Origin of the sequence: Methylobacterium sp. Leaf100 (assembly GCF_001422845.1) — a bacterium.
Lineage (GTDB): Bacteria > Pseudomonadota > Alphaproteobacteria > Rhizobiales > Beijerinckiaceae > Methylobacterium.
On the sequence record NZ_LMMW01000004.1, the window covers coordinates 71,713 to 84,477 of the forward strand.

Below are 12,765 nucleotides of genomic sequence, written 5' to 3' on the forward strand. Positions count from 1 at the left end.
GATTTCCCCTACGGGGAGGGATGCCGCGTTGCGCCTCGCCCACCGAACGAGTTCAGACACCCGACCCGATGGCAAAACCCCAACCCAAAGCCCCCGCGCCCGCCCCGAAGCCCCCCGTGGCGCGCTTCGCCCTGCCGAAATCCGGGCCCCTCGCCCGCGCGCTGGAGGCGCTCAAACGCGGCGACAGCCCGACGCTCGCCAACGTGCCGGAAGGGTTCGACGCCGTCGTGGTGGCGGATCTCGCCCGGGCGCTGAGCCGCGATGTCGAGGGGCCGGCGGTCCTCGTCCACGTCGCGCGCGATTCCGGGCGCGCGACGGCCTTCGTCAACGCCCTGAAGTTCGTCGCCCCCGAGATCGAGGCCATGAGCGTCCCGGCCTGGGACTGCCAGCCCTACGACCGCGTCTCGCCCAACGCCGCCATCGCGGCTCAGCGCATGACCGCCCTGTCGCGGCTCTCCCGCTCGCGCTCGTCGGAGGAGCAGCCGCGCATCCTGTGCACCACGGTCAATGCTTTGATTCAGAAGGTGCCGCCCAGAGAGAAGATCGCCGTCGAGACCTTCTCGGCCGCCATCGGCAACGTGGTGCCCATGGATCAGGTCACCGCCTGGGTCGAGGCCAACGGCTTCTTGCGCACGGGGACGGTGCGGGACACCGGCGAGTACGCCGTGCGCGGCGGCATCCTCGACCTGTCGCCGCCCGGCCTGCCCAACCCGATCCGCCTCGACTTCTTCGGCGACACCCTCGAATCGATCCGCGCCTTCGACCCCGAGACCCAGCGCACCATCGGGCAGCTGCGCTCCCTCGACCTCGTCCCCATGAGCGAGGTCCAGCTCACCACGGAGACGATCCGGCGCTTCCGCCAGGGCTACATCGGAAGCTTCGGTGCCGCGACCCGTGACGACCGTCTCTACGAGACCATCAGCGAGGGCCGGCGCTACGCCGGCCTCGAGCACTGGATGCCGCTGTTCTACGACCATCTCGACACCCTGTTCGACTACGTCGCCGGCGTGCCCCTGGTGTTCGACGCGCAGGTCGACGAGGCCGCCACCGAGCGCCTCACCCTGATCCGCGACTATTACGATGCCCGCGCCGAGGCGGTGAAGGCCCCGTCCCCGGGGGTCGCGCCCTACAAGCCCCTCAAGCCCTCGGCCCTGTACCTGACGCCCAACGAGTGGCGCGACCGGGTGGCGGCGGCAGCGATCGCCCGGCTTTCGCCCTTCACCCTGTCCGAAAACCCGGAGCGCCTGACCATCGATTGCGAGGGTCGGCAAGGCCGCACCTTCGCGGCCGAGCGCGCCGACGAATCGGCCAGCGTGTTCGATGCAGCGGTGGCGCACGTCAAGGACCTGCAGGGATCCGGTCATCACGTGATCCTTGGATCCTGGTCCGACGGCTCGCGCGACCGCCTGTGCAGCGTGCTCTCCGACCATGGGCTCAAGAAGCCCATCGCCATCAACACCCTGACGGCGGTGAACGCACTCAAGCGCGGCACCGACGTGGCGGTGGCGGTGTGGGGCCTGGAGAGCGGCTTTACCGTCGACAAGCTCGCGGTGATCTCGGAAGGCGACATCCTCGGCGACCGGCTGGTGCGCCAGAAGCGCAAGGCCAAGCGCCCGCAGGACATCATCCTCGAAGTCCAGGCGCTCCAGGCCGGCGACCTCGTGGTCCATGCCGACCACGGCATCGGCCGGTTCGTCGGCCTGAAGACGGTGACGGCCGCGGGGGCACCGCACGATTGCCTCGAGATCCAGTATGCGGGCGGCTTGCTGCTCCTGCCCGTGGAGAACATCGAGCTTCTGACCCGCTACGGCTCGGAGGATGCCGAGGTCGCCCTCGACCGTCTCGGCGGCGGCGCCTGGCAGGCCCGCAAGGCCAAGATGAAAAAGCGCATCCTCGAGATGGCGGGCCAGCTCATCCGGGTCGCGGCCGAGCGCTTCGTGCGCCAGGCCCCGCGCCTGCACGCGCCGGAAGGCCTCACCGACGAGTTCGCGGCGCGCTTCGCCTTCAACGAGACCGAGGACCAGGCCAACGCCATCGACGCGGTGCTCACCGACCTCAACGCGGGCCGGCCCATGGACCGGCTGGTGTGCGGCGACGTCGGCTTCGGCAAGACCGAGGTGGCCCTGCGTGCGGCCTTCGCCGGCGCCATGGGCGGCAAGCAGGTGGCGGTGGTGGTGCCCACCACGCTCCTGGCGCGCCAGCACTACCGGACCTTCGCCGAGCGCTTCAAAGGCCTGCCCGTCGAGGTCGCCCAGATGTCGCGCTTCGTCTCCAACACCGAGATGAAGCGGGTGCGCGACGGTCTCACCGCCGGCACCGTCGACATCGTCATCGGCACCCACGCGCTGCTGGCCAAGAACGTGGCGTTCAAGGATCTCGGCCTCATCATCGTCGACGAGGAGCAGCATTTCGGCGTGGCCCACAAGGAGCGTCTCAAGGCGCTCCAGGCCGACGTGCACGTGCTCACCCTCTCGGCGACGCCGATCCCCCGCACCCTGCAGCTCGCCATGACGGGGGTCCGCGAACTCTCCATCATCGCGACGCCGCCGGTGGACCGCCTCGCAGTGCGCACCTCCGTGACGCCGTTCGATCCGCTGCTGATCCGGGAGGCGCTGCTGCGCGAGCGCTATCGCGGCGGCCAGTCGTTCTACGTGGTGCCACGCATCGAGGATCTGGCCGAGGTCAAGAAATTCCTCGACACCGAGATGCCCGAGACGACCGTGGCGGTCGCCCATGGCCAGATGGCGGCGGGCCAGCTCGAGGACGTGATGACGGCGTTCTACGAGGGCAAGTACGATGTTCTGCTCTCGACGACCATCGTCGAATCCGGCCTCGACATTCCGACGGCCAACACGCTGATCGTGCACCGGGCCGACATGTTCGGCCTCGCCCAGCTGTACCAGCTGCGCGGCCGCGTCGGGCGCGCCAAGGCCCGGGCCTACGCGCTGTTCACGACGCCGGCCAACCGCACCCTGACGGTGCAGGCCGACAAGCGCCTGAAGGTGCTCCAGACCCTCGACACCTTGGGCGCCGGCTTCCAGCTCGCCTCCCACGACCTCGACATCCGCGGCGCCGGCAATCTGCTGGGTGACGCCCAGTCGGGACACATCAAGGAGGTCGGCTACGAGCTTTACCAGCAGATGCTGGAGGATGCCGTCACCGCGCTCAAGGCCGGCATCGAGGAGCCGGTGGAGGAGGCCTGGTCACCCACCATCGCGCTGGGCGCCCCGGTCACCATCCCGGAGGACTACGTCGAGGATCTCACCGTGCGGCTCGGCCTTTACCGCCGGCTCTCGACCCTCGAGAACGATGCCGAGATGGAAAGCTTCGGCGCCGAACTCATCGATCGGTTCGGGCCGCTGCCGCCGGAGGTGGAGCAGCTCCTCAAGATCGTCACCATCAAGATCCTGTGTCGCGACTGCAACGTCGAGAAGGTCGAGGCCGGCCCAAAGGGCGCCGTGGTGCATTTCCGCGACCGGTCGTTCGCCAACCCGCAGGGCCTCGTCGCCTACGTCGCCGGCCAAGCGTCCTTCGCCAAGGTGCGTCCGGACATGAGCATCGTGTTCATCCGCGACCTCGACTCGATCCCCGAGCGCCTCAAGATCACCACCACGATCCTGCGTGAATTGTCGAAGATCGCACGCGTCAAGAAGGCGAAGGCGGCCTGAACGTGAAACGGACGCGCTTTGCAGCGCGCCCGTCGAACCTGATTCCGTGAATTCTATAAAGGGCTTACGGGCGAACGCTCACATTCTTTCTCAGAGCCGAATCGCCCGGACCGCTTTGTGGTGGCCTCTAGAGATCGGGCTCGTTGAGCACGTAGGGGCCGATCTCGCTCTGCAGATCGATGCGGGTTCCGGCTTGGCCGGCCATGAGCTCATCCACGACGATGACCGGGATGCCGGCATGGCGCATCTGCTCGCGCAAGCGCTCGGACAGCAACGCATAGGCCGGATCGCGCGAAGACACCTGCAGCAGGATGGCAGCCGGGCGCGCGATAACCGCGAGCACGTCCTGTGCCGCCTCCAGGGAGGCGGTGACGCTGGCATAGCCGAGCTCCGCGAGCTCCGCAGCCAGCGATCGGTCGATGGCCCGACGGCCATCATCGACAACGAGAACCTGTTGCAGCGCACCCATGAGCGTCAGCGGTAGTCCATCCATCGTCCCTTGGGAAGGGACCCGTGTGACAACACACACGGCGACGATTGGTTCGCCGACATGAAAACATGGTTTTCACATCATGGGACGGGAGCGCGACGGCAACGAACCAGAACCGCCCTTCATGCGGGGCTTGCGGATCTCGTGGCAAACCACTGCTCAAAAGGGTATTTTTGAAATTCAGATGATTCGATCGACTGGGATCCGGCTTGATCTCGATTTTATGACGTGACGCGATCGATTTGGTCACGCGCTCGCGTGCGATGCCTCAGTGATCCTCGACGCCCATGGCGCGGCCGCCGGCGACGGGCACGCGAAACGGCGAGGGCAGCCACCCATCCGCGAAATCCGGTTGGGGAATGCCGCGTTGCAGCGGCCCCGCGTGACAGGCGAGTCCCCGAAAGGCGAGGGCGCCATCGGGGTCGCGGCGCAGGCTCATCAGGATGGACCGGGGATCGGCCCGTTCGGGAGCCGCCAACGTGAGGGTGACATCGTTGTCACGGCGTGCGCCGGTGAGCAGGGCGATCTCCTCGAAGGCGACCACGTCGATCACCGGAATCGCGTCCGGACGGGAGGACAGGCGGCGCTGGGGGAAGCGGCTCGGCGTGCGGTGCACGAGTACGAGACTGGCAAGGGTCGCAGGCAGGTGGCTCGCGGCGAAGTTGGCCTCCAAGGCCGCCGGCACCACAAGGTGGGTCGCCACCGGGCGCGCCAGGGCCTCGGCGAATCCCGCCGCCTCGAACATCGGCATCGCCTCGAAGGTCGCGCCGGCCACGAGGGCGGCACCGAGCCCCGTGACGAGCCCGCGCAGGTCGCTGCCGGGCAGGAGTGTGAGGAGACGCTCGCCCGGCGCCATCCGGGCGGTGATCCCATGCACTGCGATGGCGGCCGCCAGGGCATCGGCGCTGCGGTGGATCGGGCAGGCGGGATCGCCCCCGGCGAAGCTGACCAAGCCGCCGGGTCCCGGGGCGAACGGGCCACCGGACTGGTCGAGCACCATGGCATCGAGGTTGATGACGCCGTCGGGCACGTCCGGCCCGAAGGCGGCGAGGTAGCGCAGGCCGAAATACCGGGCGGCCACCCGGCGCAGGCGCTCGGCCGGATGGGTCGCGCCGAAGCGGGCCTGGGTCAGGACCGCGCTGATGCCGGCGGCCTGAACGGCGAGGACGAGGCCGTCCTCGTCCAGAGCTGCGGGCAGGAGGGCCGGAACGTGCCCGGCCGCTTCCACCGCGAGGATGGCGAGGGCTCCCTCGATAGCGTCCGGCAGGGCGATCCCGATCCGGCTCTCCGCCGGAAGCCGCCAGCCGCGGAGGCCGTTGGCGAGGCGAGCCACGATCTCGGCAGCGGCGGCGTAGGTCCAGACGATGGATTGGCGTCCACTCCGGCGGTGCTTATCCGGCGAATCGACGAAGGCGATCCGTTGCGGGTAAGCATGGGCCGTGGCGGCCAGCAGGCTGCACAGGCGCTGGCCGCGCAAGAGGGGGTCGCGCGGCGCGGCGGTCGCATCGCCCGCGGACCTCGGGAGGCTCAGCAGGGCGGGACGGGGCGAGGCCGGAGCGTGCGGCGCGGCAGCGCCGGTCGCGAAGCCCGGTGAAGGGGATGAGATGGCTGGCTGCGCCGACACGTGCGCTTGAACTCCCGATGCCCCACGTTCATGAACCCTTAGGGTTAAGCGCGCCTTAAACCGCCCTGCCCGAACGGCCCGAACGGGGCAGGTGTCATGTCTTCGCCGCATTCCCTGAGGAAAGCAGGCGCGCAATCGTTCAGGCGGGATCGGGACACACCCGATCTGCCGGCGCTGGGCCGCCAAGCCGGTGCGCGGGTCCTAGTCCGTCGTCACCGTGTCGCTTCGCGTCCAAACGCCCACCGGGACCTCGCGTCCCGGCCGCGCCTCCCATACAAGTCCGTCGATTTCCAGATTCCAAGGGGCCAGACCTGATGTCCTTCGCCAACCGTCCCGCGCGCCCGCTGCGCATCGCCGCGTTCCTTGCCCTGGCGGGTCTTGCCGGACCGGCCCTCGCGCAGGCTCCGAAGCCGAAGCCGGGCGCGCCTGCGCCGACGGCCCCTGCCCCGACGGCACCGGCCGCTCCCGCGGGCGGCGGCATGGCGCAGCAGCAGACCGGTCCCCAAACTGTCAACGTGAAGTCCGAGCCGTCCCAGACCGAGTGGACCAAGGTCTGCGGCAAGGACCAGGCGAGCGCAACGGACGTTTGCTACACCACCCGCGACTTCGTCTCCGATCAGGGCCAGCCGGTCCTCGCCGTCGCCGTCTACGACATGAAGAACGCCCAGCAGAACGTACGCGTGGTGCGCTACCTGCTGCCGCTGGGCCTGCTGCTGCAGCCGGGCATCCGCTTCACCGTCGACGGTCAGCAGGGCACGCCGGGCAAGTTCGCTGTCTGCTTCCCCAATGGCTGCTTCGCCGAGGCCGGCGGCGTCGGCAACGACGTCGTCAATGCGATGAAGAAGGGCACCACCCTCAACGTCAGCGTCCAGAACCAGACCCAGCGCGAGGTCACCTTCGCGGTGCCGCTCGCCGGCTTCGGCAAGGCCTTCGACGGCCCCGCCATCGACCCGAAGGTGCTGGAAGAGCAGCAGAAGAAGCTCCAGTCCGAGCTGGAGAAGCGCAGCGACGACATGCGCAAGAAACTCGAGCAGCAGAACGCCACCGGTGGTGCGGCTGCCCCGGCTCCGGCCGCCGCGCCCAAGCCCTGAGAGCGATCGGATCGCGGCCACGCCGCGATCCGCTGGGATTCGAAACGAGAAAGGCCGGGCGAAGGATCGCCCGGCCTTTCTCGTTTCGGGGGCTTTCGAACTTGCGGTCAGTTCGCCTGGGACGTCCGCATCCGGTAGGTGCCCTCCGCATCGCGCTCGAACACCTCGGCGATGCCGGTGTGGCGCAGGGCCTCGCCGGAGGTATCCGGCACAAGGTTCTGCTCGGAGACGTAGGCGACGTACTCGCTCTCGGCGTTCTCGGCGAGCAGGTGATAGAACGGCTGGTCCTTGCGCGGCCGAACCTCCTCGGGAATCGCCAGCCACCATTCCTCGGTGTTGTCGAACACCGGATCGACATCGAACACGATGCCGCGGAACGGATAGATCCGGTGCCGGACCACGGCGCCTAAGCCGAACTTGGCGGTTCTCATTTCGGGCGCGGTGGAAATCGTATCGCTCATCCCCGTCAGATAAGCCGGCCCGCCGCGGTTGTCATCGGCGACGATGCCGCCGACGACAACCGACGCCTTCAGGTCAGACCGTAGGTCTTGGCGAGTTCCGGGTCCTTGTCGGCCACGAGGCGGGCGAGATCGACGATGACCTTCGCCTGCTTCCAGGTGGCGTCGTCCTGCATCTTGCCGTCCAGCATCACCGCGCCGGTGCCGTCGGGCATCGCCTCGACGATGCGCACCGCGAAGGCGACCTCCGCCGGATCGGGCGCGAACACGCGCTTGGCGATGGCGACCTGGTTCGGGTGCAGTGTCCAGGCCCCGGCGCAGCCCATGAGGAAGGCGTTGCGGAACTGAGCCTCGCAGGCGTCCCCGTCGGAGAAGTCGCCGAACGGGCCGTAGAAGGCCTTGAGGCCGTTGGCCATGCAGGCATCGACCATTTTCGCAATCGTGTAGTGCCAGAGATCCTGCTGGGCGGAGGCGCGGACGGCGCCGTCCGAAGTCGGATCGGCAATGACGCGGTAATCCGGGTGGCCGCCGCCGACGCGGGTGGTCTTCATGCCGCGGGACGCCGCGAGATCGGCGGGGCCGAGGCTCATGCCGTGCATGCGCGGCGAGGCGGAGGCGATGGCATCGACGTTGGCCACACCCTCGGCCGTCTCCAGGATGGCGTGGACGAGGATGGGCTTCTTCACGCCGTGCCGCGCCTCGAGTTGGGCGAGCAGCTGGTCGACGTAGTGGATGTCCCACGGCCCTTCGACCTTGGGCACCATCACCACGTCGAGCTTGTCGCCGACCTGGGAGACGATCTCGAACAGGTCGTCGAGAATCCAAGGCGAGTTCAGGGCATTGATGCGGGTCCACAGGCCGGTGCCGGACGCGGCGAAGTCGGTGGCCCGCGCCATGGCGACGAAGCCCTTGCGCGCGGCCTCCTTCTGATCGACGGGCACGGCGTCCTCGAGGTTGCCCAGCACCACGTCGACGGTGGCGGCAAGCTCGGGCACGCGGGCGCGGACCTTGTCGTTGTGCGGCGGCACGAAGTGGATCATGCGCTCGAGCTTCACCGGAAGCTCACGGAACGGTGCGGGCGCGCCGGTGGCGAGCGGCTGGAAGAAGCGGCGGGGCAATTTCATCGGCGTCTCAGGCTCCGTGTTCTTGTGTGTCGGGGTCCCGCCCCAGCGGTTAGTTCAAGCCTGCCCCCGTCGTAAAGGTGCGCGGACACACCAAACCATTTGCCACTCGGCCGGGATGAGAGGACCATCCGGAACGAGACCCGCCGCCTCACGTTCTGAGGACGAGGCGGGCACCTCGACGACGAACGAAGGACGGACCCATGTCCGGATCATCGATCAGCCGTATCGGCCTCCGGTCCACGGCGCTCGTGTGCGCGGCCGTCATCGGTCTCGGCCTCCCACAGCCGGGTTCCGCCGCCGAGCGAGGCAGGCCCCCAGAACGCACCGTCTTCACCGCCGCGGACGCCGCATCGGCGCGACCCGACGGACTTCCCGCGGGCCTGCGCATCCCCGGTGACGATCCGGCCGCCTTCGCCCGGCTCCTCGACGACGCGCGGGCCGTCGCCGACCCCTGGCTGGTGCTCTCGGGCGGCGGCGAGAACGGCGCCTTCGCGGCCGGTCTCCTCAAGGGGTGGAGCGAGGCCGGCACCCGGCCGAGCTTCGGCGTGATCACGGGCGTCAGCACGGGTGCGATGATCGCCCCCTTCGCCTTCGTCGGGTCGGGCGGCGATGAAGCCTTGCACAAGGCCTACACGGACATCTCGGCCGCCGACGTCTTCGAATTCGGCGGCACCAACGAAGCCCTGACCGACACCTGGCCGCTCAAGCGGCGCATCGACCAATCGGTGACCCCGAAGCTGCTTCAGGCCATCGCGGCCGAGCACGCAAAGGGACGGCGTCTCCTCATCGCCACCACGGCGGTGGATTCCGAGCGGCCGGTGCTGTGGGACATGGGCGCCATCGCCGCGACGGGCGGCCCGAAGGCCCTCGCCCTTTTCCGGGACATCATCCTCGCGTCCTCGGCGGTGCCGGGGGTGTTTCCGCCGGTGATGGTGCAGGCCATGGCAGGGTCCAGGCCGATCCAGGAAATGCACGACGACGGCGGGACCACGGCGCCGTACTACCTCGCCCCCGAAGCGACGCTGCTCTCCGCCGACCCGGTCGCCCTGCCGACCCACCGGGTCTACCTCGTGATCAACAACACGCTTGCGCCGCACTTCCAGATGGCCTCGCGCACCACCCTGAGCGTGCTCGGCCGGTCCATGTCGGCGGCGATCAAGGCGCAGACCCGCGCCGCCCTCGCGCTCAGCCGGGGGTTCGCCCAGCGCACGGGCCTCGACCTTCGTGTCGCCGAAATCGACGGGCGCTTCACCCGGACGAGCACGGTGCCCTTCGACCAGACCTACATGAGGGCGCTGTTCGCCCACGGCGAGGCCCTGGGACGGGCCGGCACGGCGTTCACCGGGGAGGGCATCGACGCCGATCGCCCGACGGTCTCGCGACCGGGGGCGACGGAGCCGCAGCACACGTCCTCGGGCCACGCCGTCAAGGATTTGGCCCGGCGCTGAACGTCACCGCATCAAGCTCGGGGCACCGAGACGAGGCACCACGCCCTCGCGCATGACGATCCGGCGCAAGGGTGCGATCGTCGTCATGGCGAGGAGCCCGAGGCCGCGCAGGGCGTCCACGGGCAGGAAGCCGGTGAGCAGGCTTCGGTTGAGGGTGTCCACCGCCAGGGTCCGCAGGCGCGCGTCGCGACTGCGACCCCGGGCGAACCCCGCCAGTGCCGCCCGCGAGCCCGGGTCGCGTCCGTCGCCCACCGCCTCCACGACGGCGTCCCGCAGGGCCGCCGCATCGCGCAGACCGAGGTTGAGGCCCTGCGCGCCGATGGGCGGGAAGACATGGGCCGCCTCGCCGACAAGGGCGAGGCGGGCGGAAACCGGACTCGTCAGGGCGAGGCCACGCATGGGGACGAGGCCGCGCGGCCCGTCGATCCGCATGGCCCCCAGCATCCCCTGCGCCTGGGTCTCCACGGCGCGTGCGAGCCCGGCCTCGTCGAGGGCCGCCAGGGCCTGCGCCCGCCTGTCGTCCATCACCCAAACGAGGCTGGAGCGGTGGCCACCAGGCAGCGGAACCAGGGTGAACGGCCCCTGCCGCGTGTGGAACTCCGTCGAGACGTCCCGGTGCGGACGGGTGTGGGCGAGGATCGTGGTGATGGCGGCCTGCGGGTAGGACCATTCCCGGGGGACGAGACCGGCGGCAGCCCGCAGCTTCGACCGGGCACCGTCGGCCCCGACCGCGAGGCGGGCGGACAGGCGCGTGCCGTCCGCGAGGGTGAGATCGGCGGCCTCCGCGCCCACGTGGAACTCGGCCGCGTCGCTCTCGAACAGGGTGAGGTTGGCCATGCCCCGGGCCTGCGCCCGCAGGCTCTCGACGAGCCGGGCGCTCTCGACGTTCCAGCCGAAGGCATCGAGGCCGATCTCGGTCGCGACGAAGCGGGCCGGGGGCGGCCGGAACAAGCTGCCGGTGTCGTCGACGATGTGGAGCTCGGCCAGCGGGCTCGCGTGAGGAGCAATGCCCTCCCAGGCACCGAGCGCCCTGAGGAAGCGCACCGACCCGTCGAGGAGGGCCACGGTCCGCCCGTCGGCCACGGGCGCGTGCCGGCCGACGAGGGCGGTGGGGATGCCGTCGCGGGCGAGCGCCAGGGCGGCCCCGAGGCCGGCGGCCCCGGCGCCGACGACGGCCACGGCGAAGGGGGCCCCCACGCGCGAAACGGTATCAGGCGATGGGGCCACGGGGTTGTTCTCCTGGGCACGGCCCATCCGATGCGGGGATCGAAGGCAGGTGTCGACGTGGGACAGACCGGCCGATCCGTCACCCCTTACAGAGGGAGGAGCCCGGATCGGTCAAGGGACGCGATGGTGCGGGAAAACAGCGCCGGTTAGCATCCCGGGCGAGAACACCCGTCCGCCCGCGCCGGAGATGCCCGTGAACCTCGCCATCGCGCTCTTCGCGCTCGGCTTCCTCATGCTGGTGGCCTATCGCGGCTTCAGCGTCATCCTGTTCGCCCCCATCGCGGCGCTCGCGGCCGTGCTGCTCACCGATCCCTCCGCCGTGCTGCCGGTGTTCTCCGGCCTGTTCATGGAGAAGATGGTCGGCTTCGTGAAGCTGTACTTGCCCGTGTTCCTGCTGGGCGCCGTGTTCGGCAAGGTCATCGAGATGTCGGGCTTCTCGCGCTCCATCGTCACGGCGGTGATCGAGGTCGTCGGCGCCAGGCGGGCCGTCCTCTCCATCGTTCTGGTGTGCAACCTGCTCACCTATGGGGGCGTCTCGCTCTTCGTCGTGGTGTTCGCGGTCTACCCGTTCGCGGCCGAAGCGTTTTGCCTCTCCGACATCCCGAAGCGCCTGATCCCCGGCACCATCGCGCTCGGCGCGTTCTCCTACACCATGGACGCCCTGCCGGGCACGCCGCAGATCCAGAACATCATCCCGACCACCTTCTTCAACACCACCACCTGGGCGGCCCCCTGGCTCGGGCTCATCGGCGCGGCCTTCATCCTCGTCATCGGCGTCGCCTACCTGGATGCGCGCATCGCGGCGGCCAAGCGGAGGGGCGAGGGCTACGGCAGCGGCCACACCAACGAACCGGCGGTGATGGATGTCGCCGCGCGGGCGCACCCGGCCATCGCCCTCCTGCCGCTCGTGGTGGTGGGGCTCGCGAACCTCGCCTTCACGGCAGCGATCCCGCGCCTCTACGGGTCCAAGGTCGAGACGGCGCTCGCCGGCCTCGACAAGCCCATCGTGACGACGATCGCCTCGGTCACCGTCATTTGGGCCGTTGAGCTGGCGCTGCTCGCTGGCATCCTCACGGTGCTGGCCTTCGCCTGGAAGCCCGTCGCCCAGGGCTTCGCCGAGGGCAGCCGGGCGGCGGTAGCGGGTGCGCTACTGGCCGCCATGAACACCGCCTCCGAGTACGGCTTCGGCGCGGTCATCGCAGCACTCCCGGGCTTCCTCGCCATCCGCGAGGCGCTCTCGGCGATCCCGAACCCCCTGGTGAACGAGGCCGTCACCGTGACGGCGCTCGCCGGCATCACCGGTTCGGCCTCGGGCGGCTTGAGCATCGCGCTCGCAGCCATGTCGGGCACCTTCATCGCGGCGGCGCAAGGGGCCGGCATCCCCATGGAGGTGCTGCACCGGGTGGCCAGCATGGCGAGCGGAGGCATGGACACGCTGCCTCACAACGGCGCCGTGATCACGCTTCTCTCCGTCACCGGACTGACCCATCGGCAGGCCTACGCCGACATCTTCGCCATCACGGTTCTCAAGACGACGGCCGTGTTCGTGGTGATCGCAATCTACTACCTCACCGGGATCGTATGAGGCGCAGGGGCTCCGCGAACGGCTCACCCGCCGGGCAGGGGCGATGCGCC

General features: G+C 69.5%; 9 protein-coding genes. 4 read left to right on the forward strand and 5 right to left on the reverse strand.

All coding sequences use genetic code 11. The annotated features are described in order from the left end of the window. The first annotated feature begins 68 nt into the window (after nt 1-68). Complete coding sequence (gene mfd / locus ASF25_RS04990) at nt 69-3,668, forward strand: transcription-repair coupling factor (protein WP_056303655.1); 3,600 nt, start codon at nt 69-71, stop codon at nt 3,666-3,668. Nucleotides 3,669-3,795: 127 nt separating this feature from the next. On the opposite strand, the gene ASF25_RS04995 is transcribed toward mfd, so the two are convergent. Together ASF25_RS04995 and ASF25_RS05000 are read right to left on the reverse strand one after the other, a co-directional pair. Further along, nucleotides 3,796-4,137, reverse strand: coding sequence for a hypothetical protein (locus ASF25_RS04995; protein WP_056167974.1), 342 nt, complete (start codon nt 4,135-4,137; stop codon nt 3,796-3,798). A gap of 289 nt (nt 4,138-4,426) precedes the next feature. Then, nucleotides 4,427-5,635, reverse strand: coding sequence for an AMP-binding protein (locus ASF25_RS05000; protein WP_244472901.1), 1,209 nt, complete (start codon nt 5,633-5,635; stop codon nt 4,427-4,429). A 461-nt stretch (nt 5,636-6,096) separates the two neighbouring features. Between ASF25_RS05000 and ASF25_RS05005 the strand changes: the two genes are divergently transcribed. Next, nucleotides 6,097-6,873 carry an invasion associated locus B family protein gene (locus ASF25_RS05005; RefSeq protein ID WP_056167979.1) on the forward strand — a complete coding sequence of 259 codons (777 nt, stop codon included), beginning with the start codon at nt 6,097-6,099 and terminating at the stop codon, nt 6,871-6,873. Between the two features lie 107 nt (nt 6,874-6,980). On the opposite strand, the gene hspQ is transcribed toward ASF25_RS05005, so the two are convergent. Then, nucleotides 6,981-7,334 carry a heat shock protein HspQ gene (hspQ, locus tag ASF25_RS05010; RefSeq protein WP_056263904.1) on the reverse strand — a complete coding sequence of 118 codons (354 nt, stop codon included), beginning with the start codon at nt 7,332-7,334 and terminating at the stop codon, nt 6,981-6,983. Nucleotides 7,335-7,402: 68 nt separating this feature from the next. Continuing rightward, the gene (locus tag ASF25_RS05015) at nt 7,403-8,455 is read right to left on the reverse strand and encodes a CoA ester lyase (protein ID WP_056303657.1); all 1,053 of its coding nucleotides are present in this window, start codon (nt 8,453-8,455) and stop codon (nt 7,403-7,405) included. Nucleotides 8,456-8,655: 200 nt separating this feature from the next. Here ASF25_RS05015 and ASF25_RS05020 point away from each other — a divergent pair, with 200 nt between their 5' ends. After that, nucleotides 8,656-9,903, forward strand: coding sequence for a patatin-like phospholipase family protein (locus ASF25_RS05020; RefSeq protein WP_082502496.1), 1,248 nt, complete (start codon nt 8,656-8,658; stop codon nt 9,901-9,903). 3 nt (nt 9,904-9,906) lie between these two features. Here ASF25_RS05020 and ASF25_RS05025 read toward each other — a convergent pair whose 3' ends face one another. Beyond that, complete coding sequence (locus ASF25_RS05025; protein ID WP_056303713.1) at nt 9,907-11,130, reverse strand: FAD-dependent monooxygenase; 1,224 nt, start codon at nt 11,128-11,130, stop codon at nt 9,907-9,909. A 193-nt stretch (nt 11,131-11,323) separates the two neighbouring features. On the opposite strand from ASF25_RS05025, the gene ASF25_RS05030 reads away from it, so the two are divergent. Further along, nucleotides 11,324-12,715 (forward strand): GntP family permease, encoded by a 1,392-nt coding sequence (locus tag ASF25_RS05030; RefSeq protein WP_056303714.1) that lies wholly within the window; start codon nt 11,324-11,326, stop codon nt 12,713-12,715. Nucleotides 12,716-12,765: the final 50 nt, after the last annotated feature.